Annotated in this window: 21 protein-coding genes and 1 pseudogene; 9 read left to right on the top strand and 13 right to left on the bottom strand. The window is 39.9% G+C overall.

Annotated elements, in window-relative coordinates; translation table 11 throughout:
- Positions 1-59: 59 nt before the first annotated feature.
- From deoA to deoD, 3 genes are all read left to right on the top strand, one after another.
- Complete coding sequence (deoA, locus tag HNW13_RS01870) at positions 60-1,391, top strand: thymidine phosphorylase (protein ID WP_011636477.1); 1,332 nt, start codon at positions 60-62, stop codon at positions 1,389-1,391.
- A 12-nt stretch (positions 1,392-1,403) separates the two neighbouring features.
- Positions 1,404-2,621 carry a phosphopentomutase gene (locus HNW13_RS01875; protein ID WP_101085719.1) on the top strand — a complete coding sequence of 406 codons (1,218 nt, stop codon included), beginning with the start codon at positions 1,404-1,406 and terminating at the stop codon, positions 2,619-2,621.
- Between the two features lie 102 nt (positions 2,622-2,723).
- Positions 2,724-3,434, top strand: a complete 711-nt coding sequence (gene deoD, locus HNW13_RS01880; RefSeq protein ID WP_059746461.1) for a purine-nucleoside phosphorylase — start codon at positions 2,724-2,726, stop codon at positions 3,432-3,434.
- Positions 3,435-3,510: 76 nt separating this feature from the next.
- On the opposite strand, the gene HNW13_RS01885 is transcribed toward deoD, so the two are convergent.
- Positions 3,511-4,203 (bottom strand): AhpA/YtjB family protein, encoded by a 693-nt coding sequence (locus HNW13_RS01885; protein WP_192114423.1) that lies wholly within the window; start codon positions 4,201-4,203, stop codon positions 3,511-3,513.
- Between the two features lie 162 nt (positions 4,204-4,365).
- Between HNW13_RS01885 and serB the strand changes: the two genes are divergently transcribed.
- Together serB and HNW13_RS01895 are read left to right on the top strand one after the other, a co-directional pair.
- A complete protein-coding gene (gene serB / locus HNW13_RS01890) occupies positions 4,366-5,352 on the top strand; it encodes a phosphoserine phosphatase SerB (RefSeq protein ID WP_162022534.1) in 987 nt (328 codons plus the stop codon).
- Positions 5,353-5,470: 118 nt separating this feature from the next.
- On the top strand, positions 5,471-6,379 hold the full coding sequence (locus HNW13_RS01895; RefSeq protein ID WP_192114424.1) for an alpha/beta hydrolase: 909 nt from the start codon (positions 5,471-5,473) through the stop codon (positions 6,377-6,379).
- Between the two features lie 150 nt (positions 6,380-6,529).
- On the opposite strand, the pseudogene HNW13_RS01900 reads toward HNW13_RS01895, so the two are convergent.
- The 3 genes and pseudogenes from HNW13_RS01900 to HNW13_RS01910 form a co-directional block, all read right to left on the bottom strand.
- Positions 6,530-6,922: pseudogene (locus HNW13_RS01900) on the bottom strand (PilZ domain-containing protein); the annotation flags it as partial.
- Positions 6,923-6,954: 32 nt separating this feature from the next.
- Positions 6,955-7,704, bottom strand: a complete 750-nt coding sequence (locus HNW13_RS01905) for an IS5 family transposase (protein ID WP_124011573.1) — start codon at positions 7,702-7,704, stop codon at positions 6,955-6,957.
- 45 nt (positions 7,705-7,749) lie between these two features.
- Positions 7,750-9,768 carry a PilZ domain-containing protein gene (locus HNW13_RS01910; protein ID WP_243756156.1) on the bottom strand — a complete coding sequence of 673 codons (2,019 nt, stop codon included), beginning with the start codon at positions 9,766-9,768 and terminating at the stop codon, positions 7,750-7,752.
- 428 nt (positions 9,769-10,196) lie between these two features.
- Between HNW13_RS01910 and radA the strand changes: the two genes are divergently transcribed.
- The gene (radA, locus tag HNW13_RS01915; protein WP_101085709.1) at positions 10,197-11,576 is read left to right on the top strand and encodes a DNA repair protein RadA; all 1,380 of its coding nucleotides are present in this window, start codon (positions 10,197-10,199) and stop codon (positions 11,574-11,576) included.
- A gap of 86 nt (positions 11,577-11,662) precedes the next feature.
- Here radA and HNW13_RS01920 read toward each other — a convergent pair whose 3' ends face one another.
- The 4 genes from HNW13_RS01920 to HNW13_RS01935 all read right to left on the bottom strand — a co-directional run bounded on the left by HNW13_RS01920 (position 11,663) and on the right by HNW13_RS01935 (position 15,858).
- Positions 11,663-12,028 (bottom strand): PilZ domain-containing protein, encoded by a 366-nt coding sequence (locus tag HNW13_RS01920; RefSeq protein WP_101085707.1) that lies wholly within the window; start codon positions 12,026-12,028, stop codon positions 11,663-11,665.
- Between the two features lie 157 nt (positions 12,029-12,185).
- Positions 12,186-13,538: a YjiH family protein gene (locus HNW13_RS01925; RefSeq protein WP_101085705.1), complete on the bottom strand. Its 1,353-nt coding sequence runs from the start codon at positions 13,536-13,538 to the stop codon at positions 12,186-12,188.
- Between the two features lie 367 nt (positions 13,539-13,905).
- Complete coding sequence (locus HNW13_RS01930; RefSeq protein WP_192114426.1) at positions 13,906-14,847, bottom strand: U32 family peptidase; 942 nt, start codon at positions 14,845-14,847, stop codon at positions 13,906-13,908.
- A 9-nt stretch (positions 14,848-14,856) separates the two neighbouring features.
- On the bottom strand, positions 14,857-15,858 hold the full coding sequence (locus HNW13_RS01935) for a peptidase U32 family protein (protein ID WP_192114427.1): 1,002 nt from the start codon (positions 15,856-15,858) through the stop codon (positions 14,857-14,859).
- A gap of 140 nt (positions 15,859-15,998) precedes the next feature.
- Here HNW13_RS01935 and HNW13_RS01940 point away from each other — a divergent pair, with 140 nt between their 5' ends.
- Complete coding sequence (locus HNW13_RS01940) at positions 15,999-16,496, top strand: SCP2 sterol-binding domain-containing protein (protein WP_192114428.1); 498 nt, start codon at positions 15,999-16,001, stop codon at positions 16,494-16,496.
- Between the two features lie 132 nt (positions 16,497-16,628).
- Here the strand turns inward: HNW13_RS01940 and HNW13_RS01945 are convergent, their stop codons facing one another.
- On the bottom strand, positions 16,629-16,880 hold the full coding sequence (locus HNW13_RS01945) for a YfhL family 4Fe-4S dicluster ferredoxin (protein ID WP_101085697.1): 252 nt from the start codon (positions 16,878-16,880) through the stop codon (positions 16,629-16,631).
- A gap of 12 nt (positions 16,881-16,892) precedes the next feature.
- Complete coding sequence (yegQ, locus tag HNW13_RS01950; RefSeq protein WP_192114429.1) at positions 16,893-18,257, bottom strand: tRNA 5-hydroxyuridine modification protein YegQ; 1,365 nt, start codon at positions 18,255-18,257, stop codon at positions 16,893-16,895.
- Positions 18,258-18,504: 247 nt separating this feature from the next.
- On the opposite strand from yegQ, the gene HNW13_RS01955 reads away from it, so the two are divergent.
- Positions 18,505-19,347 carry an HDOD domain-containing protein gene (locus HNW13_RS01955; protein ID WP_101085693.1) on the top strand — a complete coding sequence of 281 codons (843 nt, stop codon included), beginning with the start codon at positions 18,505-18,507 and terminating at the stop codon, positions 19,345-19,347.
- Between the two features lie 124 nt (positions 19,348-19,471).
- Positions 19,472-20,983 (top strand): bifunctional diguanylate cyclase/phosphodiesterase, encoded by a 1,512-nt coding sequence (locus HNW13_RS01960; protein WP_192114430.1) that lies wholly within the window; start codon positions 19,472-19,474, stop codon positions 20,981-20,983.
- Positions 20,984-21,021: 38 nt separating this feature from the next.
- Here the strand turns inward: HNW13_RS01960 and HNW13_RS01965 are convergent, their stop codons facing one another.
- From HNW13_RS01965 to HNW13_RS01975, 3 genes are all read right to left on the bottom strand, one after another.
- The gene (locus tag HNW13_RS01965) at positions 21,022-21,456 is read right to left on the bottom strand and encodes a thioesterase family protein (protein ID WP_192114431.1); all 435 of its coding nucleotides are present in this window, start codon (positions 21,454-21,456) and stop codon (positions 21,022-21,024) included.
- A gap of 40 nt (positions 21,457-21,496) precedes the next feature.
- Positions 21,497-22,183: a transporter substrate-binding domain-containing protein gene (locus HNW13_RS01970; RefSeq protein ID WP_347813070.1), complete on the bottom strand. Its 687-nt coding sequence runs from the start codon at positions 22,181-22,183 to the stop codon at positions 21,497-21,499.
- Between the two features lie 467 nt (positions 22,184-22,650).
- Positions 22,651-26,481, bottom strand: coding sequence for an EAL domain-containing protein (locus HNW13_RS01975; protein WP_192114433.1), 3,831 nt, complete (start codon positions 26,479-26,481; stop codon positions 22,651-22,653).
- Positions 26,482-26,622: the final 141 nt, after the last annotated feature.

A 26,622-nucleotide genomic window follows, 5' to 3' on the forward strand; every position in this document is an offset into this window, starting at 1 on the left:
AGCATCCTATTATTAAAGGCGACCCTAAAGGTGATGGGTTGCCTAAAGGGAGACGTAACATGTTTTTAGCTCAAGAAATTATACGCAAAAAACGTAATGGCGATGTATTAAGCACTGCAGAAATTCAATTCTTTGTTGATGGCATTACTCATAACACCGTTTCAGAAGGCCAAATTGCTGCGTTCGGCATGGCAGTGTATTTCAAAGATATGAATATGGACGAACGGATTGCATTAACTATTGCAATGCGCGATTCCGGAACCGTATTAAATTGGGATTCTCTGGGCCTCAATGGCCCGATTATCGATAAGCATAGCACTGGTGGTGTTGGCGATGTAATCAGCCTAATGCTTGGCCCTATGGCTGCAGCTTGTGGCGGTTATGTACCAATGATTTCAGGTCGTGGCTTAGGTCACACCGGTGGTACGTTAGATAAATTTGATGCTATTCCTGGCTATCAAACTGAGCCTTCAAGTGAATTATTCCGCAAAGTGGTTAAAGATGCTGGTGTTGCCATTATTGGTCAAACCGGTGACTTAGTCCCTGCTGATAAGCGTTTCTATTCGATTCGTGATAATACCGCCACCGTTGAATCTATCTCACTTATCACCGCATCTATTTTATCTAAAAAGTTAGCCGCGGGGCTTGATGCTCTTGCAATGGATGTCAAAGTCGGCAGCGGTGCATTTATGCCTACTTACGAAGCATCTGAAGAATTAGCTCGCAGTATTACTGCTGTTGCTAATGGCGCAGGAACTAAAACAACGGCATTGTTAACTGACATGAACCAAGTATTGGCTTCGTGTGCAGGTAATGCGGTTGAGGTTCGTGAGGCGATAAACTTTTTGACTGGTCAATATCGTAATCCACGTTTATATGCTGTCACCATGGGATTATGTGCAGAAATGCTAATTTTGGGTGGTATTGCACAGAATGAAGCAGAAGCTCGTCATAAGCTAAATACTGTATTAGATAATGGTAAAGCAGCAGAGGCATTTGCTAAAATGGTGTCTGGCTTAGGTGGCCCAACAGATTTTGTTGAGGCATATGATAAGTATTTACCTCATGCGAAAATTGTACGACCTGTATATGCCAATACATCTGGCTTTGCTTACAAAATGGATACACGAGAACTTGGTTTAGCCGTAGTGACCTTAGGTGGTGGACGTCGCAAACCAGGTGATGCACTGGATTACAGTGTTGGATTAACTCAAGTATGCGCATTGGGTCAGGAAGTTAACAAAGATGTTCCGTTAGCGATGATCCATGCTCAATCTGAAGATGCTTTCGCCGAAGCTGCCGCTGCTATTCAGCAAGCCATTATTATTGGTGATAGCGCGCCTGAGAAAACGCCTGAAATATATCGTTATATTCGCGCTTCAGATTTATAAAGGAAACAAATAATGAAACGTACTTTTATCTTAATGCTCGACTCTTTTGGTGTTGGTGCTGCTACCGACGCCGATAAGTTTGGTGACGTTGGCTCTGATACTTTTGGTCACATCGCGCAAGCTTGTGCTGACGGCAAAGCGGATATCGGCCGTCAAGGTCCATTGAAATTACCTAATCTTGCTCGCTTTGGTCTAGGCCATGCTGGTTTTGAAAGTACGGGTAAATTTGCTGCTGGATTTGCTGATAATGTCGAACTCATCGGTGCTTATGGCCATGCTGACGAATTAAGTTCAGGCAAAGACACTCCAAGTGGTCACTGGGAAATGGCGGGTGTTCCTGTCCTTTATGAGTGGGGTTATTTTAGTGACCTAACCAATTCATTTCCGAAAGAACTCACAGATAAAATCCTTGAACGCGCTGGTTTAGATGGGTTTTTAGGTAACTGCCATGCGTCAGGGACTCAAATTCTTGAAGAGTTAGGCGAAGAGCACATGAAAACAGGCAAGCCTATTTTCTATACCTCTGCTGACTCTGTATTCCAAATAGCATGTCATGAAGAAAGTTTTGGTGTAGAAAATCTATACAACTTGTGCAAAATAGCGCGTGAAGAGTTAGAGCCTTATAACATTGGTCGCGTAATTGCTCGTCCGTTTGTTGGCACTGGCGCTGCTGATTTCGCTCGTACTGGTAACCGTCATGATTATGCGGTATTACCACCAGCGCCTACGGTATTAGATAAGCTTAAAGATGCTGGCGGTGAAGTGGTTAGTATCGGTAAAATTTCTGATATATATGCGCACAGCGGTATTACTCAACAATTTAAAGCGACTGGTCTTGAAGAGTTATTTGACGAAACCTTAGCGCAAATTAAACGTGCTGGCGATAACACGATTGTGTTTACCAATTTTGTTGATTTTGACTCTCATTATGGTCATCGCCGTGACACTGCCGGTTATGCTAAAGCACTTGAGTACTTTGATTCTCGTTTACCGGAATTATTAGCGATTTTACAGCCTGAAGATTTAGTGGTTTTCACTGCTGATCATGGTTGTGATCCTACTTGGGTTGGCACTGAACATACTCGTGAACGTGTGCCGGTACTCGCTTATGGTGCAGGTTTATCTGCAGGCTCGCTAGGCCGTCGTAAGTCTTTTGCTGATATTGGCCAGTCTATTGCGAGTTATTTTGAGTTAGAACCGATGAATTATGGTGAATCTTTTATTAATTAGTCACATTTTCAAACGACGGTTCTATATAAAGTTTAATGGCTTTGCTAAACTGTAAACATGACTAAGCAATACAAAATAAAATAGAAACATAGGGGTTATAACATGGCTACACCACATATTAATGCTGTTGAAGGTGCTTTTGCTGAAACGGTACTTTTTCCAGGCGATCCGTTACGTGCAAAATATATTGCTGAGACATTTTTAGAAAATGTTGAGCAAGTGACTGATGTACGTAACATGCTAGGTTTTACCGGTACATATAAAGGTAAGCGTATTTCTGTTATGGGTTCAGGTATGGGTATCCCATCTTGTTCAATCTATGCACACGAACTTATCAAAGACTACGGTGTTAAGAACTTAATCCGTGTTGGTACTTGTGGCGCAATCAGCACTGACGTAAAAGTACGTGATGTGATTATCGGTATGGGTGCATGTACTGATTCTAAAGTGAACCGTTTACGTTTTAAAGATAACGATTTTGCTGCAATTGCAGACTACAGCTTGCTAAGTGCTGTTGTTGATTCAGCGAAAGCGCACGGCACTAAAATCCGTGTAGGTAACGTTTTCTCTGCCGACCTATTTTATACTCCAGATCCTCAAATGTTTGATGTTATGGAAAAAATGGGTATTCTTGGCGTCGAAATGGAAGCAGCTGGTTTATACGGTGTAGCACATGAATTAGGCGCCAAAGCGTTATGTGTTGTAACGGTATCAGACCACATTCGTACCGGTGAGAAGACGACCTCTGATGAGCGTCAAACAACATTCAGCGACATGATCATCATGACTTTAGATGCAGCGTTAACACTGTAATTTAATCGTTAGTCATAAAAATGGGCACTCATTGAGTGCCCATTTTTTATGTTTGTCATTTCTGTCAGCAATCTCTCTAGGCAGGAGGATCTTGTTTTACATCTTCTGACTCGTCTGCTTGCGTTTCGTTTGAAGCGAGCAAGGCCGATTTTTTAGGTTTTTTACGTAATTTAGCTTGGGCTTTTCGGCGGTCAAAATCGGCACGTTTAAATGAAAGTGCCCGTGATAATAGTAAACCAATAAAGCCAGCTACAATTAACATCATCTGCTGTAATTGCATGTTCTGTTCATGCAATATTTTTATTTCGTCGAAAAATATATCAAGATTTAAACGTACTTCAACGTAACCTAAATTGTTGTCGTCTTGAACAACGTTCTCAATCAGGGGGGGATATGGTTTTAATAAGCTTTTTAATATTTCAGAGTCGGCTTCTAAGTTTTCATAAGACACACTTTGGGCAAAGGCTAGCCTTACACCTTGTGAATTATAGATATTCACCGACATCACTTTAGGATCAGCAGCAAGTGCTGATGCTAACCATCGCAGTTGCTCATCATTTTGTAAAAACATTGCTGGAGCCGCACCATTAGCGGCTTGCTGTGCTAATAGCCTTGCCATCACTTTTGTTTGTGAATTTAATAATTTTTGACCATTACGTAAACTTGATTGCCACAAGTACATTAGGCCGAAGATCAGTGCTATTGCCACAATGATTTGCACAATTCTGCTAATTTTTTGCCTTTTCTTAAGACCTTTAACAAAAATCACTTTAATCCTCAGTGTTTTTTCTATTTAATTGGAGGCTGTTTTAGGGAGTTCTTTTACCGAGCAACCATTCTGTGCTAACCCAATTACAGAGAATTATCAAAAAGCTATACTAATCGAAAAATTTGTCAGTAGATAGTCGTAACATACTAAGAGGCCGTATTGATGCTTGAACAACGTGATAATGTTTTACTAAATTTTTTATTTTCAGATACTTGTGAGACATATCAACATTTAGGCTGTGTGTTATATCGTTATCAAGAGTCAGATTATTTACGTAACTTACAATCTCACTTACCGTATCGTTGTCGAGTTATTTTTAGTGCGCAATGCTCAACAGAGATAGAAGCCTGGTTATCTTCAATATCAAGTGATACTCATATCGCAAGGCTTGACAGGCAAAACGATTTATTTGGTTTTGAACTGTCGGCTCAAACTGCTAATGATGGGTGGGTCGCGTCATTTCCTCAAAATATACCCGCAGAAATTGTACTCATTCAACAGCCATTAGCACGGTTAAACCAACCCGGTTTATTAGTGATGGATATGGATTCTACTGCCATTCAAATTGAATGTATCGACGAACTCGCCGCTATGGCTGGCGTGGGTGAGGAGGTCGCAGCAGTTACGGCAAGTGCTATGCGTGGTGAATTGGATTTTGAACAGTCTTTAAGACAACGAGTCAGTAAACTTGCTGGTGCTGATGCCTCTATTATTCAGCAGTTGTGCGATACCTTGCCTTTAATGCCTGGTCTTGAAGTGATGTTAGCCGAGTTAAAAACGCATCAATGGAAACTGGTTGTCGCTTCTGGTGGATTCACACCATTTGTGGGCCATTTAAAAACATTACTTAATCTTGATGCGGCGTTTGCCAATGAGCTGGTTATTGTTGATGGTAAGCTAAGTGGCGAAGTGACAGGTGAAGTAGTAGATGCTCAATACAAAGCTAATGTGATTAGTCAATGTGCCGAACAGTGGGGCATTCCATCAGGTCAGCGAGTGGCAATTGGTGACGGCGCTAATGATATTCCGATGATCCAAGCTGCAGATTTAGGTGTGGCATTTCATGCTAAACCTAAATTAATTGCTGCTGCTGATGCATCGATACAAAATGTCGATTTACGAGCATTAGTGTTTTGCCTACAACTATAACGTTTTGATGTTTACCTTTATGAACAAGGCTAAATATAGAATTATTACTCTATTCTAGTTGTATTTCATGGTAGTAATGTTAGTTTTATATTTATAATCACTAACATAACTGCCTATTTTGACTATCGATATCCTCCAAGATTCACTTTTTATACCATACAGAGATGGTCAATTGCACCTTCGGCATATTCGTCCTTCATTGCCGACAGCCCTAGGTATTCCTATTTTGATGTTGCATGGGGCTATGTCTAATGGAAGAGTGTTTTATAGCAGTTCTGGCCGTGGTTTAGGCTGTTTTTTAGCTAACGCTGGTTTTGATGTTTATGTGATGGATACCGCAGGACGAGGCTTAAGCGAGCCTAAAATTCACCGTGACTTTACGTTGGGACAAGGAGAAGTCATCCGTGAACAATTGCCACTAGTGCAGCAGTTTATTCTACAGCGTCATCCTTTGGTTAATAAAGTACATTGGTGTGCCCATTCATGGGGCGGGGTGTTAATGGCCAGTAGTTTGGCTCGTTATAGTCATTTACAGTCTAGTGTTGCATCGTTATTAACCTTTGGTTCCAAACGTACTATCAAAGTGAAGTCATTTAAAAAATGGCTTATGGTCGATTTTTTCTGGAATCGTTTTGCGCCTTTTTATATTGGCAGACAAGGCTACTTTGATGCCTGTCGACTCCGTGTTGGTATGGATAATGAGAGCAGTGCATCATTATTACAAACGATTGATTGGGTGCGAGGTGATTGGGTTGATCATGATGATAATTTTCACTATGCAGAAGCCGCAACTAAAGCGGTATGGCCACCGGCATGGTTTATCGCTGGTAAAAATGATCACGTATTAGGCAATCCGTCAGATGTACGCGATATGATTGATGAATGTGGTTTTAGCCAGGTTAAGTACACTTTACTCGCCAAAGAAAAGGGCAATTTACTGGATTATAATCATGCTGGTATGTTGACTGAACGACAAGCCGAGCAAGATCACTTTGTACAAATTAAACAGTGGTATTTATCAATGTGAGCCAAGTTAGCTGTATGGGAATAGTAAGTGGTTATTAACCTATTCTCTGGTTATTTAATCTTTGACTAGCAAAAAATGCAGATTTGAACTAAATCCTTCTTATCGATTTATGCCATAGCTTATTACGAGTAGCGGTTTCTGAAAGATTGCTTAGGCTAGTATCATTAAGCTTGGAAAACGGATTTCAACTTCAGTAGTAATATCTAATAGCTCACCCGAACCGATAACTCTCCATAATTGTTCTTCTAATTGCTTTGCACGGTGATTAGCATGAATGTGGATATATTCTAGCTCGCGTCGAATATAACTCATATCGGGCTTTTCAGTTGCTCCTATATACACCCTTAACGCCATGAAGCGACCCACTTTTTTACTTTGGGTAATAAATTGAATTTGTTGTTCTCTATTACCCAGTTCTGATTTAAGTTTACATTGGATCTGCACTGCACCTCTAGGGTGGCGGGTGAGTTGCATAAACACTTCAAAAAAGGCCATATCATGAGTGGGTTTCATTAACTTGATAGGGTCTATAATGTGTTGTTTTAATACATTGTTGTCTAGGGGCTGTTGATCTTTCACATTGGCAGCCAAATTATAGAGCAAGCTAGAGCCAGCAGGCTTTCAAAATTAATTTTCAATTTATCATAGCGGGTAGCTATCGCTCTAAAATGCTTGAGCCGAGCAAAAGCATTTTCAACTAAATGCCGATATTTGTATAAACACCAATCGATATCGCCATTTCCTTGCTTCGAATTTTGTCTTCTAGGGATCACTGGCTTTGAACCACATTCACGCACTTTATCTCTAATCGCTTCACTGTCGTAGCCTTTGTCTGCAATAATAAAATGACTTTGTGGCAATAATTCAATAAGGGCATTAGCTGCTTTGCTATCATGAACTTCTCCACCTGTAACAATGAATTCTATCGGTAAACCATAGCTATCTACCGCGAGATGGATTTTGCTTGTATTACCACCACGACTTAACCCAATTGCTTGATTTTCATCAGATGATGCACCTGAACTGTGTTGATGGGCTTTTACATAACTTCCATCAATAAATTCCCATTCAGTATCACTATTAGTCGATAATGTTTTGAACAGCCTAAGTAAAATACCTTTTCTTGACCACAGTAAAAATCGACGGTAAATGGTATTCCATAAGCCAAAATATTCAGGTAAATCTCGCCAAGGGCAGCCAACACGCAATCGGTAAAGGATACCTTCCATCGTAAATCGATGCTCTTGCTTGTTATAAACTCTATCATCAAGCAGAATAGCTTTTAGCTTCGACCACATCTCATCAGTGAGCATTAATCGGGGCATGGTAATCTCGTTGTATTTGTTTTTGGCGAAGTGAATTATACGAGATTACCTTCTTCGCACAAAATTCAAACAAAGATCAACAGCCCCTAGTAGTGGCTTTAAATTGTATTGCAGTACCTTATCGCTGTCTTGAGCAAATAAATGGCTTATTTCATCAGTCGTGGTACCAATACCTATGTAAGCCATTTGTGCCGCTTTTACTGTTTTTTCGATAAAATATGGCACTCCTGGCAATTGGCGCATCACGAGATTTTTCATACCATCAGCCAGTTCTTTTTTCTGGCCTTCGTTGTCTGATAATTGCTCGAGTTTTTGTTTATTGTGAGCAATTAATTTACTTAAAAACTCAACGCCTTCATGCGGGGAGTGGCCAATGATGGCACTCAAATGCAAAGTTGCACCATTCATCCGGCTGCGAATTAGCTGATAAGGTAAATTCGATAAATTAGTTTTTCCAGCAGCGGCTTGCAGGCGTGGAAATGATAATGTAACCGGACCCGGTTCGTTGAAATTAGCTGATTTATCTAGAGTCAGTTGTAAACCTCGACTCGAAATATCATGAGTAATACCAGTGGCCTGTTTATCACCTTGTTGAATTGTGACTAAGGTTTTAAAGACGAATCGAGCCTCATGGCGCCGCTCACTAAATGGCATTGATACTTTTTTGATGCTGTGTTGTTTTATTTTTGCTTGAGAGAAAATCTTTAAGCCATTCACATCAGATTGATCAAACCAGCATTGATAGTCTTTACGAGCTTCCTCGTTGGTTAAATCAATAAGTTGTAAAGTATGACTAAATTGAGCTAATTGTTGCTCAGTGAGGGCCGCATAACGAGCATCATCCCCCGGTAAGGTGGATGTTTTATAGTTTTTGCTATGATCAATAGGCTGCATTACAATTTTAAATACGCGCCAGCTGGTTTTTGTCGACGCAAAACCTAAAAAGAGATGCATATTTTTGGTTGCTTTAAGCTCTGCTAAGGTAGCAGAATAAAAATGTAATTTACCATTAGCATTGTGTGTAAAACTGAATAAATAACAATGTTCATTATTTTCGGAGCTTTTGATCATTTGGCTTAAGCGTCGGGTATTAATAAAGCTCGGTAGCTGACTTATTTCATTTTCATCTTGAAAATAATGTTGGATTGGTTGGTTACCTCTACCCAGTAATTCGTAGGCTATGATTGGTTTACCATCGACAATCGAAACAAATAAAGGAAGATGCGTTAATAGTGGTAAGTAATGACGTTCATAACCTAATCCGGTAGCAGTAACGATGACGTCGTTGACATCAACTTTATAACGGAATTTATAACTGCGTATAAGCTGCGATAGTACGCCGTCTAATGCTTCTCCACTACCCAGTCTTTTCAATCTAAAAATAGCACTATCATCTTTATTTTGAATATCCACTATTTGATATTCAACACCATGCTTTAGATCATCTAGATAAAATTCATCGCTGAGTTCAAGTAGTTTTACTCGCAAAGGTTTATCTTGGTCTAAATGATGCTTTAATGGCAACTTAATGCGAGCGCCGCCGACAGATAAATCTAGCGTTGCGCCATTCACTTCGGTTATGCCTTGCTGAGAAACCATAATTCGAATGCTGTAATTCATTCGTTCTTCACAGCGATTAAAGTAGCTGCCAAGTACAACACCAGGCACTAAAAATGGATTTTCCTCGTCGACAACCTCAATTGAAACATTTTCTCTGAGTTTCAGGCGTCGCAGTTTATGCGCTTTTATAACGTGCTCGTATACACCTAAGGTATATTTGTTGCGGTATAACGGTAGTGCTTGTAGCAGTGCTTCTTTAGCGGGTTCGTCTAGAAAATATCTTTGGTTAGCGATGACAACTTCTTCGCATGGCAGTTCCGTTTTATCTCGTAAATCTATAATTCGTGTACATAAAGATGAGATACGGTTTAGCTCCATTTTCAATAGAAAACGGGTTGAATTAGATTCGTCAACGGTTAACTGTTCAAATACGTCCTGAAAATCAGGTTCCATGATCAGTGGTTTTAGTTGTTCGATTAATGCCCTGTGGTTATCTAAACTCATTATTTTATCGTTTTAAATGCTTATTGTGAGCCTGGCTGATAATTTTATCGGCAAGAAAGTGCTGATCTTTATAGTAATATACATTTCAATGTTGTTCGATAGGTATGCACAAATGATATCGTTGTTAATTACTCAGAAACGAAGACTAACATAGCGTATTAATGGTAATGCTGTATTGATGTAACGTTTGTTTGTTGATTTTTACAGTTTGTTTACATGAGTGTGGACAATATTTTAATCATTGGCAAGACTCTGACTAAAGATCGTTGTTATTATTATACTTATGAGTTGCCTAAACCGTCATATTTGATTCGTTCGATGTGAGGTTTAGGCAGTAAAGAAATTTCTAACAATGATGCTTTATTGATTCGTAGACTGAGTGACATGGGTCATAAAAGTACTAATTGATTTGCAACCTAGGAACTAACATGGCGAAAGCTCCAAAAATGGCATTTGTTTGTGACGATTGTGGCCTGGATTATCCGCGTTGGCAGGGACAGTGTCGTTGTGGTGCGTGGAATTCTTTGGTGGAAATGAAACTGTCGGCCTCAAAGAGTTCAACTTCACGTTCATCGGTATTGGGATACGCTGGTGCTGTGGGGGGGGGCTCTAAAAAACTCAGTGAAGTTGAATCACAAGATGCCGAAAAAAGACTGACTGAAATCGGTGAATTAGATAGAGTGCTCAGTGGTGGTTTAACGACGGGATCGGTGAATATTATTTCCGGTGACCCAGGAGCTGGTAAAACAACATTACTGTCTGATTTGGTTGCTCGGATGTCACAATCTATGGCTTCACTGTACTGTACTGCAGAAGAATCATTATCTCAGTTCAAAAACCGTGTTAATCGTTTAAAGCTTAATTATAACGAAGATAACTTGTTTCTGCTGTCTGAAACCAGTGTAGAAGCCATTATTGAAGAATTAGAAGCCAAGCAAATCAAGTTTGCTGTCATTGACTCTATTCAAGCGGTTGTCACCGATGCGGCCAATGGCAGTCCGGGGTCGCCTTCACAAGTTAAAACGGCGGCTCAAGCATTTACTCAATATTGTAAAAAAAATAATGTCACCATGTTCATTATTGCTCACGTAAATAAAAATAACGAAATAGCAGGCCCGCAAACCTTGGTTCATATCGTAGATTCATTGTTACATATCGACACCAACGACGGGCAAATTCGTACCTTGCGCGCCAATAAAAACCGTTTTGGTGATGTTGATACCGTGGGGATATTCCGCATGAGTGAACGCGGTATGATCAGTGTTGATAACCCAAGTGAAATATTTTTATCGGGTTCAACCACCGAATCGCCGGGCTCGACCATCACTTGTATTCGTAAAGGTAACCGTAATTTACTATTGGAAATACAATGTTTAACCACCGAGACTGAATCTGAGTTTCCACAACGAGTGTGTGTGGGCTTAAACATGAATCGGATTAAAATGTTAACCGGTATTTTACGTAAGCATACTAAAACCAAAATTTTTCATGATACATTTTTTAATATAGTGGGCGGTTTAAAAATTGATGAGTCAGAAACCTGCATCGATCTAGCGCTTGTTACGGCATTACTGAGCAGTTTAAATGACTTTGTCGTGCCAAGAACCACTTGTATTATGGGCGAGTTGAGTTTGAATGGCGATGTGCGCCCAATTGATAGTGGTGTGCCGAGAGTAAAAGAAGCTGCACAACATGGTTTTACAGAGATTTTTATCCCATTTCGTAATTATCACAAAACCATGGAAGGGCTTGGGGCAAAAATTATTCCAGTGAAAACTATCCATGAGCTGCTTGAGTTAATTAATTAACCCTCGGTTGCTAAAAGCAAAACTTGAGCATAAAAAAGGTAAGTCATTGACTTACCTTTTTTGCATTTTACGGTATATCTGAAAGCTTAAGGCGCTGGAGTGATTAACGACGTAAGCTCACGATCTAATAACTCAGCATCGCCTATGTTGAGTTCAATAATTCGGCGCAGGTGGGTAATGCTGTCAACGTCAATGTGAGTACACTTTAAGCCCAGGTGTTCTGGGGTTTTATGGACAATTGCCGCTTCCATTTTGAGTTCAATATCAGAGTCGGGTAACACAAACTCTAAGGTTAAAATGCTATTGAGTTGACCTGTATACCCAGATGGTAATTCTACTAATGCACCGTTAAGACTTAAATCTAAAATTTTAGTGCGCCAAGTTTGTTCTGTTTGCGCGAGATGAGCACTGGCTGCAAAAAAAATGCGAGAAAATTTACGTCTGTCGTCCATAGTTTGCCCTTAGTAATCAATATCGCAAAGACACATAGTTAGTGTTTATTGTTTAAGCATACTCGATTTATCTCGATTACGCTGAGAATATTTAGTTTAAAAAAGGAGCGCATTGCGCTCCCTGGTTATTTTGAGTGGTTATATATACTGACTTCAACTAAATCAGTAAATGACCCATTAATGCAATAATCGGTAGTGTTACTAAGGTTCGTAGAATAAAGATAACGAATAGCTCAAAAAAGTTAACCGGTATTTTACTACCAATTAAAAGAGCACCTACCTCGCTCATATAAATAAGCTGAGTAACCGATAAAGCAGCAATAACAAAACGGGTCAAATCTGATTCTATAGAGCTGGCCAAAATGGATGGGATAAACATATCGGCAAACCCTACCACAATCGTTTTCGAGGCTTCGGTAGCTTCTGGAATATGCAGCAGTTCTAACAGCGGAATAAATGGCATACCTAAGTAATTAAAAATAGGCGTATGCTCAGCCAACACTAATGCGACGGTACCAATAGCCATAACAACAGGGATAACCCCGAATATCATATCGACAACGTTTTTAATCCCTTCCGTTAGCACATGCTTAATGCCACCTGCAGAAGATGCGCGTTGCATTGCTTGATCAAATCCCCACGAAAACACACCATGATTGGCTGGGATCGTTTCGTCATCTTCATGGCGAGGGGTATTATCAATATACAGATCTTTCTTCCATGATAGCGGCGGTAATTTAGGGACTATTATTGCAGCAACAAAACCAGCTAAGCACACTGTCAGATAGAACGGCACAAACAAGTGCTCAAGTTTGACCTGTGATATCACCACTAGGCTAAAGGTTATCGATACGGCAGAAAAGGTTGTACCAATAACAGCAGCTTCGCGTGCAGTATAGAAACGGGTTTCGTATTGTTTAGTGGTCATTAAAATGCCCACACTGCCATCGCCTAACCAAGATGCCATGCAGTCAATAGCACTGCGACCAGGTAAATTGAATATTGGGCGCATTACTTTGGTTAATAATGTGCCAAAAAACTCCAATAAACCAAAATTGAGCAATAGCGGTAATAACATGCCAGCAAAAATAAATACTGAAAATAGTACAGGTACTAAATCATTCAGAACTAAGCCACCCGTGGCCGATGAAATAATCGCTTCGGGGCCCACTTGCAAATAAACCATGACGATAAAAATTGCGCCTAGAATGCGCACCGCTAACCAAAATAAATTCACTTTCAGTAAAGTGCGTAAAAAAGTACTTTTACGCACGAATTTAGGATTAATGAGCTGTGTGAGTAACGAGGCCAATGCCATTAATACTACAATGCAGGTAACAATAAGCTGAATCGAACTGCCCATTTGGCTTTGCAACGCTTTTGAGATGATTGCAATCGGAATGGTAATCGAACCTTCGACATTGATAGGCGTCATGAACAGTAACAAGCCAATCAGTGACGGAATAATAAAGGTGAGAATTGTTTTAATGTTATGTTTTTTATGTGTCACGTTAAATACACCTTACTTATGTGTTCTAAGTTGGCCAGCTGTGCTACCCAACTGTTTATTATGGACCAAAATTGAATGTCCATTCAGTTGTTTTTTTGGGTAGGCAAGGTTACCCCCTTATTTGCTGTATGTAAAATGATAACTTAATCGAATAGATATTAGTTAAATGTGAGTAGATATTTACTTTAAGAAATTGTTGGGGTATATGGTTAAAATCTAATTTAATCAGCCTGTTGAAACTTTGTTGCGGGTGTGTGTTATCTTTGGATCTAGCACTTTTTTATGGTTTGTATGCCATTAATAAACATGGATATGATGACGGTTCATGACCACTTTTATTAATGGCTATCAAGTAGCGTTTATAAGGTTAACTCGCTGGAGTATTGGGCTCAAGGGAATAGTCCATGCCCGGTAACCCTAACCAATAGCCATTGCAATGATGATTGATAATCGATGCCTGTTTATTGTCATTAAACTGTTTATTAATTAGCGATTTACTATTAAGCGGCTCTTCTGTTATTTGTGTTAATACATCAGCAAGTTCTGAACCCATGGCTATATCGGCTAATTTATTGGGGGATATACGCCAATAATCAATCCCCATGTCTATCATTTGTGGAATTTGGTTAATCAGGTTTACCTGCGCCGCAGATTGAGTTTGAATGCCATTTAAGCGGAGTAACGGTTGTGACTCTTGAGTTTGAGCCAGTAAGCCTTTGCTATGGCGTTGGCAAATAGTTTGACACTTATCTTTTGGCAATTGGTAATGTTTGGCGGTAAAACAGCGTGCAGAATGTGCCAAGGGTAAATAGCCGTGACCGAGCACCTCTATTTCAAAAGCGGGTTTATCACCTTGATTGATGACGGTGTTTAACCACTGCTGTGATAATTCACAAGGCATGACAAAACGGTACATCCCTTTTTGGTGCAATAAATCAAGACTGGTCCGATTGTAATTATTGATTGTTGGCCCACATACAAAGGGGACTTTCGCTTGGTGCGCATAATGTACTGCAGCCATATCATTCGCTTCGATACTAAAATCACCATTATCAATAGCTCGTTTCAGTTCATTAAGCTCAGATTGCGCTTCTATCAAAGCCATGGTTGATAACACCACATGTTTGCCATGAGACTTGAGCATATTGGCGAGATCTAGGTAGTCGTTAAACTTCAGTTCACGGCGGCGGCTACATACGGTTTCACCTAAATAAACGCTATCGATGTTACTCAATGCTACTTGCTGATAAAAGTGCTCAACGTCAGATTTTGACCAGCAGTAACTAATTGGAGCGAGAGATATTTTCATTGTAAAACCTTATTGCCATTGACGCTCATAAGCGCCCAATGTAGTGATTTGTCCTTCGGATACTTTTGCTAACGCTTGCGACCATTGTGGTTGCTCGCAAAAAGACTCGGGGTTAGCTAAATAAGTGTCGATAGCGCTACGCCAAACGTGGGTGACTTGGCTGACGTAAGCAGGGCTTCGCTGACGTCCTTCTATTTTAAGTGATTTAATTCCCGCTTGGGCGAGCTCGGGTAATAAGCTTAAGGTGTTTAAACTGGTAGGTGACTCCAGTAAATACTTTGCATCATGATCGTACTCAGCAACATAACGGCCTTTACAGACCACTGGATAACCCAGTTGTTGGTTAGCATCAGCTTTATCGATTAATACATTATTGAGTCGGGTCAATTTATCGCTACCGGCATCTTGCCAACGCACATGATTAGCCGGGGAACATGAGCCGCCGGTATTAGGAGATTGTCCTGTTACATATGATGATAAATGGCAGCGTCCTTCAGCCATGATACATAAACTACCAAAAGCAAATACTTCAAGCTCAACAGGGCTCACTTTAGCTAAATCTCTAACCTGTTTAATCGACAACACTCGTGGCAATACTGCTCGTTCGATATTAAAAGCTTGTTGATAAAATGACAGAGCCCCTAAGTTTGTGGCGCTGGCTTGTACCGATAAATGTAGCGGAAGGTGCGGATAATACTGGTGGGCATAATCGAGTAATGATAAGTCTGCTACGATGAGGGCATCCATTTCTAATTGTGCGGCTAAATCAACGGCCTGATACCAGCGCTGTTCTTCGCCGGGTTTCGGAAAAGTGTTTAGGGTTAAAAATACCTTTCGCCCTTGGCTTTGGGCCAGTTTTGTCGCTTGTGCCAGTTGTACTGCAGAAAAGTTTAGACCTGCAAACGAGCGCGCATTAGTGTCATCTTTTAGTCCGAGGTAAACCGCATCAGCGCCAGCGTTCAGAGCGGCTTTGAGCGACGCTAAATTACCTGCAGGGCATAAGAGTTCCATGTTGGTGTTCTCATTTTTTTCAAAGAACAGGAGTGTAAATGTGATTGAGTTAACATGATTTGATTTAAAACAGGTTTCGTTAGATAAATTGCCAGTAAACTGACTTGATTATTGGTTCAATTTACAAGTAGGTACTCTCGATGGCTCAAGCATTTACACAACAATTATCGGCGCACTTGTTACATTTTGCGCCTCAAGTAAGCCGTCGCTCGCTAAACTTGATGCCTGAAGCGTTAAAAATAATCGTCATTAATAAACTGCTTAATTTAGTGTTAGCGGAACAATTGAAGGCAGATGAACTCCATTTTCTCAAACAAAAGTGGGTAGGCATTTGTGTTGATGATATTGGTTTGCGTTTTGAGGTGGGTGTAGAACAACAACTACGAGTGCGTGCTTTTACTCAGCCTGATGTGACATTAGGTGCCAATGTGCCTGAGTTAATTTTGGTTGCAGCAGGCAAAGAAGATCCCGACACGCTATTTTTTCAGCGTAAATTACGTATAGAAGGGGATACAGAGTTGGGGTTAGAGGTTAAAAATTTATTGTTGTCTATAGAGTTAGATAACTTACCCAAACCCGCTCGGATCGGCATTGAGCAACTGGCAAAAGTATTACAAACATTAACAGCCAGTGAATAGTGATGGTGTTATTTGACTATAAAAATCGGCGCATTAAGCGCCGTTTTTGCAGATACTAGATACTAGATACTAGATACTAGATGCTAGGTACCTAGGCACTATATATTAGCTCTTAGTTGCTCAATCCTGAGGTTACACATTGCCCGTGAGAGCAGCGTATTTTAGTAATAGCGCATCATGTGACTCGACATGTTTTGGGTCGGGATCGATACAATCTATAGGACAAACAGACACGCAAGTTGGCTTATCGTAATGACCGACACATTCGGTGCACAACGCGGGATCGATTTCATACACCTCTTCACCCATAGTAATGGCCTCATTAGGACATTCGGGTTCGCACATATCACAATTGATACAGCTATCGTCGATGATTAGTGCCATAAAAACCTTAATTTAAGCTGGTTGATGAGGGTTTCGGGTATCCACTCCCTCAGGTAAATTACGCATTAACATGGCTTTGTCGATATTTATATCTGCTGGAAGCGCTAGAAACACAAAATGGCCTGAGCCTAAAGCAGAGTCAATCGATTCGCCTTTGCGATTTATTAACCATTCAATAGTGATAACAAAATTACCTTCAGTTGTCATTATTTCAACACTGTCACCGACTGAAAATTTATTTTTTACATCAATTTCAGCCAAACCCTCAGCATTTCGTTTACCGGTGAATTCACCAACAAATTGCTGGCTATCACTCACAGAATGGCCATATTGATAGTTTTGATATTCGTCATGAACGTGACGACGTAAAAACCCTTCGGTATAGCCACGATGCGCCAAACCTTCAAGGTTGTTCATTAATGTGCGATCAAAGTCTTTGCCTGTAGCGGCATCTTCAATTGCTTGGCGATATAATTGTGCGGTGCGCGCGACATAGTAAAAAGATTTGGTACGACCTTCAATTTTTAATGAATCAATCCCCATTCTGGTTAAACGATCCACATGTTGAATAGCCCGTAAATCTTTTGAGTTCATAATGTAGGTGCCATGTTCATCTTCAAACGCAGGCATATACTCGCCAGGACGACCAGCTTCTTGCAGTAGCACTATGTCGCTACTAGGTTGGCCCGAACCTAATGTAGGGCTCTCAAACTGTACGGTTGGAGCCACAGGGATGATATCGCCAGTCTCTGTTTGCTGTGCTGGGTGCACATCGTATTTCCAACGGCATGAGTTGGTACAGGTCCCTTGATTAGGATCGCGTTTATTCATGTAACCAGAGAGCAAGCAACGGCCAGAGTACGCCATGCAAAGTGCGCCATGCACAAACACTTCTAATTCAATATCTGGACAACGTTGGCGAATTTCTTCAATTTCATCCAATGATAATTCACGCGATAAAATGACTCGCTTGATGCCTTGTTGTTGCCAGAATTTAACCGATGCCCAGTTAATCGCATTTGCTTGAACCGATAAGTGAACCACTTGTTCAGGAAACGCTTCGCGGACCATCATGATAAGCCCAGGGTCAGACATGATCACCGCATCAGGTTTCATCGCGATCACCGGTTGCATGTCTTTAATATAGGTTTTTAGCTTGGCATTATGTGGGGCAATATTACTCACCACATACAATTTTTTACCGAGGGCGTGAGCCTCTTCAATACCGCTGGCAAGTGTCTCCATTTTGAAATCATTATTTCTAACTCGTAAGCTATAACGAGGTTGGCCTGCGTAAACAGCATCAGCACCATAAGCAAAGGCGTAACGCATATTTTTAAGCGTACCAGCAGGAGATAATAATTCAGGTTTAAACATGTTTTTTGACCTAATTGAACATTGTGTGATGAAAGGGGCGAAGCTTACTTAAGGATATTAGCGAGGACAAATATAGCCTTGGTATTTGTGAGGTTGGTTGTATTTTTATTGTATCGAAGGAATTTATAACTGTTAAATCAGCACAGAAAGATATAAATAATTGAGTTGTCGTCAGTTGAGTAATCGCAAACGTTATCGGTTTGGGTATATAATCCAACATTAGAGACTATTTATTTATGGAGAACCCATGTCTACGGAACATCAACTCTTGGTTGGACTATTAAAAAAGCTCAAAGATGATGCTTTAGTTTTACCAACATTACCTGAAGTGGCCATGCGTGTTCAAGAAGTGGTATCTCGTCAAGATTCGAGCCTTAAACAAGTAGCAGATATTATTGGACAAGATGCGGCTATTTCAGCCCGTATTATTAAAGTGGCAAACAGCGCTTTATATTCTCGTGGTAATAAAGCAGAAAGCATCAATGCCGCAGTTAATCGTATTGGTTTAGTGCAAATTAAATCCATTACCACGTCAGTTGCCATGGAACAGCTCTTTATCTCAACCAACGAAATGGTGTGGGAGGTGATGGATGAGGTATGGAAGACCTCTATTGAAGTGACAGCTTCATCTTGTGCGATGCTTGAAATGTATAACAAACGTCATCCCACTAAAAAACTAGACCGTGATACGCTTACCCTTGCGGGATTGGTACATAATATTGGTGCATTACCAGTATTAACCGAAGCAGAAGTTCACCCAGAATTGTTTAGCCGAATTGATGACTTACGAAGTCTCGTACGTAAAATGCAGGGGCCGATTGGTCGTGCGGTATTAAAAACGTGGGACTTTGCCCCAGAAGTTATGGAAGTGGTTGAGCGTTGGGCTGATCTTCATTATATGCCTGAAAAAGTGACTTATCTCGACTTTATTCGTTCTGCGGCATTTTATACTGGTGAACTTAGAGCCGGTGAAGAGTTAGAAGAAAGGTTAGGTGTCTTTGTCCTACGAGGTTTACCTGTAACACCAGAAGATCTTGCTAGTGATGAGTTTATTGATATGTACCATTCAATTAAGCAAAGTTACGAATAATGCTATGTTAAGTGAGTTTCACGGGTATTAATCAATGAGCTAACATTAAATGATTAATATCTAAGTGAGATGTTTTTGATGTTTAAATAACCGATGGCTAAAACTGTAACATGATGAATACTTAATGAATTATTTGCTAATAACAGTGTTATTTATGATTGTGATTATGCTGTGCACCATTGCATTTCTCCATTGGCGTCAGCATCGTTTTATTAAACAATTAACTCACTCGTTAGAATTACAATTACTCAATCAAGATTCATTTAACATAGATTCTCCTGCCAAATCGTTAAAACCGCTCATTAATGTCCTCCATCATTTACATCAATCAAGCTTATTTAGCACCGAACGAGATAAGTTAACCGGATTAGCGAATCGTGTTGGCTTTAAACGTAAAATGTTGTCAAAAATGCCTATTTCAGAAGGTATGTTAGTGCTGGTGGATATTCGACAATTTCGTTTTGTGAATGATTTATTTGGTTTTTTATTTGGTGACAAATTGCTGAAAGCTTTTGCCAAGCGGATAGATAACCTGAACTGTAAAGCACAGTTCATCGCACGTATGAACGGTAATGAATTTTTGTTGTTTTTCCAGCAACCGTTGACTGTCGAGCAGTTGCAAACGATAAAAAATGATTTACAAAGTCCATTTGAAATAGAACAACAGCCAATCAGTATCAAAATGCAGCTCGGAGTATTGTCGCTCAATGAGCATCATGCCGATGTCAGTTTGATGCTGCGCCGTTTAGATTTAGCACTGAAGAAAGCCAAAGCATTAAAACAGCCGATTGCTTTTTACGATCAAGATGATGATAAAGCACAATACCGAGAATTGTTGATTATTAATGGCTTGCCTAAAGGGTTAAAGCAAGGTCAATTATTTATGGTATTTCAACCAAAGCTAGACATAAAAAGCGGCCGATGTAAGCAGGTTGAAGCGTTAATTCGTTGGCAACATGAAGGCTTAGGATTAATTTCTCCAAATGAATTTATTCCATTAGCGGAACAGACCGGAATGATCGATATTCTGAGTAGTTGGGTGTTAGATAACGTATTGGCTCAACAAGCCAAATGGCGAAATATGGGGGTTTACGTTAATGTAGCCATTAATTTGTCATCTACTGATTTAGATAATCCAAACCTTGCTGCCGATGTCGCCACCAAACTATCCCAGTATCTGGTTCCTGCCGAAACCATTACCATTGAAATTACTGAAAGTGTGTTAATGAAATCGCTCGAGCAAACGATTGTTACCTTAAATCAATTACGTGATATTGGAGTTAAACTTGCGATTGACGATTTTGGTACTGGTCATTCTTCTTTAGCTTATTTGCGTCATTTACCCGTTGATGAAGTGAAAATTGATAAAGCCTTTTTAGATGAATTTGAAACATCTCAAGCGGCGAAACAAATTGTTAAGACCAGTATCGAGCTGGCTAAAAATTTAGGTTTTGAAGTGACGGTTGAAGGGGTTGAATCTAAGTCTGTATTAGATGCATTACATCTTTTTGGAGTAGACACTATTCAAGGTGATTACTTTGCTAAACCATTGACAGCCAATGAGTTTGAACATCTTTATCCGCAACTTAATTATCAAAAAATTAATAATCCACACTTTAGTGATCCTAAAAGTTAATCTCTTCAACGTTAAATGTCGTTGTGTCTGGTGGTTAATTACTTAAATCCTGCTGATAAATAAGCGATTAATTCTACAGGCATAGGTGAAAGTTGACGCTTCTGGTTCATGCAGACCATTTCAATTGTAGCGGTTACTGCAGGTTTTTTAGCATTAGGCCGCCATATTTGTTGTTTCCATACGGTACGATATTTACTTTCAAAATAAAATTGTGTGCGCACATCAATAATATCTGCAAACTCAACCCCATCGTGACATAACATATCGCTGCGATAAACGGCAAAACCCAATTGTTGTTGCTGCCAAAGTTGGCTGAGTACATCTGCGCCGATGACATGTTCACGCGCACGCTCGAAATATTTTAAGAAGTTAGGATGATATACCACACCAGAAAAGTCGGTGTCCTCATAATAAATTTGTACAGAAAAAGAGTGAACTGGGCTGTACTTGTGCTCTACAGAGGGGTGACTCATTACACTATGACCTTATGTTATTGATATTGTGGTTATGTCGTTAATCATTTGAAGGCAGAAGCAGCTGTTGGTACTTACCTTGTCTTTGTAACGTTAGCAGCCCTTTGTCGAGTAATTGGCTAATGTGCTCTGCTTGAGGGTTAAGTTTCGAAAATGCGACGAAAATTTTACTGGTATGATTATTAAACTTAGCTTTTATATTATGGCTAACACCCATCTGTTCGATGTAAACATCAGCAACAAGGTCATACATAATGGCGGTATCAATTCTGCCTACTAATAATAAATTGATTAATTGGCGCTGGCTATTTACCGTGATGACGTGTAATTGCAGCTGTTCAACAAGCGTCGTAAATTCGTCGCCGTACTCATAACCACTCACAATACCAATCGTGCTTTTTATTGGGATCTGCCATTTATTATCCGCAATGGTAGGGTGTTCTTTGGCAAAGAAAAAAGAAGCTGTTACTGTAAACAAAGGTTCATTACCGAATATAAATCGGTTAATAGTGCTTTGCTCTTTTGTCACATTAAAAACGCCATCAACCGAACCTCGCTCGGTCATAATCAAACCACGAGTATAGGGTACTACAATAGTAGAAACGTCAACATCAACTTGCTTAAAAGCCTGTCTAATAAGGTTATGGGAAATACCATTACCCACTTCATCGGCAAAAGGAGGCCAACTATCTTCTGCAGCTAAAGTGATTTTTAGTGGTTCCGCCACGGCGATGGTCGAGTTAAATGTATATAAAACTCCCACTGATATGAATATCAATTGGATGAATAAACGAGCTCGTTTGGGCATGGGAATGTAATCAAAAATTAGTTTTTTGTAACGTATTAACGACATATAATCCTTTATAGAAGTGTCCTGCTACGGCCCAGCAAGAATAACACTTTTGCAAATAAAGTGATATTCCCAATCATGTGAGCCCTCTCATTATTGATTTAAATAATAACAATGTAATGCGATATGAATAAGCATTTCACAGGTAGTTATCTGCCTTGAAATGAATGTGTCTTCGCATCAATAACGAGAGTTTAAGGCACCTTATTAGGGTTAGTTTAGAATACAGATTGATAGGTAAGAGCATCGTTAGTGAAGGTTATGTGTGTTTGCAGACGTCGCAGTAAGTCGTTAACAGTTTGGGTGCTGCTTATGCATGAATCGCTAATAAGTTGCCGCTCTCATTATTCGTTTTCAACTTCAACATATTCACATAAGGTTAACTTGTTATGTAGAAGACATACTTCTAATTGAGTGACATCAAGAGCATGACTGAATAAAAAACCTTGAACTATTTTACAATTGTACTGTTTCAATTTAAGCAGTTGAGCATGAGTTTCGACGCCTTCTGCAATGACATCTAATTTCAGCTCATTACCTAAGGTAATGATGTTTCGTAATACTATATTGCTGGTTTCTTCAGGCAAAATACTGCTTAAAAACCCCTTATCAATTTTTAAAGTATCAATGGGGAACTGGGTCAAATAGTTTAATGACGAATAACCTTTGCCAAAATCATCTAGGGCAATACGTACGCGTAATTGTTTGAGTGCTAATAGAACGTCTTGTGCTGTTTTTAAATCTTTAATGAGTAATGACTCGGTTATTTCAAGTTCAAGATGATGAGCCGGGAAGGCGGTTCGTTCTAAAATGGCAGCAATGTCATCAACAATAGTCGGTTGTGATAATTTTACCGGTGAAATGTTAACCGAAATATTGCCTCTCAGTATCCCTTGTTGAAGCCAACGATATCCTTGCTGACAGGCTTGTTCAAGTACCCATAATCCAATATCGATAATTAAGCCACTGTCTTCAGCTTGATCAATAAAGCGGCTAGGAGATATCATCCCGTGTTGAGGGTGATTCCAACGAAGTAACGCCTCTAAACCGACAATCTCATGTGTATCAACGCAACATTTTGGCTGGTAATGCACTTCAAGTTGCGCATCTGACATGGCATTATTTAGCTGATCTTTAATCAATAACCTTTCTAATAGTGCCGTGGATAATGTTTCGTTAAAAAAGTAACTTCCGTTTCGCCCATTTTGTTTAGCTGCGTACATGGCGGTATCAGCATGTTTTAATAATGTTTTGGCATCTTTACCATCTTCCGGGAAGCATGCCACACCAATACTGGCAGAACTGTTTAGCCAATATTGATTAATTTGATAGCCTTTGTTGAGCGTTTGACGAACTCGTTCAATGATATTAACTAAATCTCGGTTCACGTCGGCCGCAACTTGCTCGTATGGAATGATTAAGGCAAATTCATCTCCGCCGAGTCGAGCCAATACATCTTGTTGGCTTAAACAATGCTGAAGCCGTTTACCAACTTGGATAATGAGCTCATCGCCTACGTCATGGCCCATAGAATCGTTAACTTCTTTAAAGTGATCTAAATCGATAAACACCACAGCGGCGGTGTTGTATGGATTAGACATAAGTAATGACAGTTGTTGATTAAAATGAAACCGGTTTGCCAATCCCGTTAAGCTGTCAAAGTTAGCCCGGCGACTGAGCTCTCTCATTTGTTTGATTCGAGATAACGCAAACAAAATCATAATCAATATAATCATGGTGCCCGAAGCAATTAATGCGTAATACCACCAGGCTTTTTTAATGTTAAATGCAAATTCTGCCTGTTGGTTGCTCCATATACCGTCGCTATTGGTGCTTTGTACTTTAAACACATAATCACCAGCGGCTAAATTAGTGTACATCGCCCGAGGTAGTAATGTGGTCAGCCAATCCTGATCGAACCCGGCTAACATATATCGATATTGATTCCGTTCAGGGGCGGTATAGTCTAATGATGCAAATGAAAACTGGATCATGTTGTTGTCGTAATCAAGTATCGGCTTCGGGGGAGGGTTATGGCTGTTAATATTAATATACGATTTATTGGCTATTTTTGCCGAAGTGATATGCACCGGAGGCGCAAAATCATTTTGGCTAATAGTGTCGATATCTATCTGTATCACCCCTTTATTAGTACCTAACAGTAACTGGTGTTGATAAATGGCTATTGCGGCTTCATTAAAGGTTAAGTTGTCGGTGTTAATCACGCTGGGATAAACACTTATTTTAGCGGTTTTGGGGGTATATTTGATTAACGTATGCTGGCTCGTTAGCCATAAATTACCTTGGTCATCACCAATGACGGCTTTTAAACGGTTATCTGGTAGGCCTTGCTGACGTGTAATGTATTCAATGGTAAATCCCTGAGGTACATTTGATGTTGGAATTATTTTTGCTAACCCGAGACCTTGGGTTGCTGCCCATATAATGCCTTGTTTATCTTGGTAAATACCGCCTATTCGGATGTTCTCTCTTTCATTACCTAAGCTTAAGTGTGAGGTGATATCCGTTTTAGGATCGATAATGAAAATACCATTGGTGGTGGCTAACCATAACTCACCTTGGGTAGCGATTAAACTGTCGAAGGTGAAATTCCCACCTGAAGTATAAAGATTATCCGCATCGTTAAAATAATGTTTTATTAAACCTTTTTGCGGGTTAAATAGCATTACGCCAGCGTCTAAATAGCCAGTGATCCACACATTGCCTTCTTGGTCTGGGTCAACAGTATAGAAATCAGTATTAGGAAAGCCATAGGGATTATTCACTTTATTACTAAAGTGTTGCACAGTGTCAGAACGTTGATCATAAAAACTCAGGCCTTCAGCGTCAGAAAACCACAGATTATTATCTTTGTCTGTTGTTACGTTCCAAATATTGTTTATTAATGATGGAGTGGTTTTATCTTTTAAAGGTCCTAATTCAACCGTTTTATTATCGATGTTTATCTTATCGATACCCTTATTTGTTGCTACCCAGGCATCACCTGATTGCGTTAAGGCTATTGCGTAAACATTGCCTCCTGATAGCTCTGATTGGCTGGCAAGGGGTTTATACAGTCGACTTGATTTTTTCAATGGCGTGTAAAAGGCCGCACCTTGGTTAGTCGCAAACCAAATGATTCCTGAATGGTCGATAAATACATCATCAACATCATTGGTCGGTAATGATTGTTGATTAAACGTTTGTGAGGTTAACCAGTCAAAATGTTCGGATGCGACAGTTAAATTTGCCGCACCTTTATCGGTACTAATCCAGATATGTTGATCGTCTTCAATCGCTATGCTGGAGATGTAGTTACTGGGAATTTGTCCAACCTTTGGTTGTTTTGGACTAAAAAAATGCTGGAATGTGTTGTCGTTAGGCATAAATTTAATTAAGCCAAAATGTTGGCTACCAAACCAAAGTTGACCATGATTATCTATTTGACTCGTCAGAATGTAATCATTAAATAAATCTGCCGTAGTAACGGCTGAACCTGTAGTGGATATTGCTTGTGCTTTATCTGATTGATATAGCTGCATTGTTGTACTGTTGGGTTCTAATAATGCGAGACCATGGTCGGTCCCTACCCAAATACGGTGTTGAGTGTCTTCTACTATGCTGTAAATAGATGTTTCTACAGGAGTATCTTGTTGGTTTAAATATAATGGAACCGAGATGAAATCGGTTCCATGCTCTGTTTTATATTGTAACCCACTGCCAGTACCTATCCATAGCTGGCGTTTTGAATCCAAGTATAAACGCATTATCCAATTGGTGTTTTGAGCGAAAGGCTGTTGTGAGGTGGGGTAGATGTTAAGTTCATCATCGACGGTGAGTTGATTAAGACCGTCTTCAGTAGCAAACCAGATATTGCCTTGGGCGTCTTCGATAATATCTGTCACAAAGTTATTCGATATATGTCTTTTGGATCCCGGTGAAAACTGAAAGTTTATAAACTCTTGGCCATCATAACGGCTCACACCAGCATCGGTTGCAAACCATAAAAATCCGTTTTTTTGCTGATAGATAGAGGTGATCATGGTTGACGGTAAACCGTCAGCAATATTGAGCCTATCTATTTGAAACTGTTCTGCGTTTGTGGCTGAAATAAAGGCAACTGAAAGAAGTAAGCATAACAGCGAGCATAACCATCTTTGGAAAAAGAACACCATCAGAGACCTTATTATTATTTTTATAAAAAACTGATTTTGATACCTATAATAACAGGATGATATATTGTAAATACAGTCACTATTTTACACAACAAAATAATAACATTGTTTGTGGGTTTGGGATCTACTCATCTTCCTTTC

The sequence above is a fragment of the Shewanella sp. BF02_Schw genome (assembly GCF_014596695.2).
Lineage (GTDB): Bacteria > Pseudomonadota > Gammaproteobacteria > Enterobacterales > Shewanellaceae > Shewanella.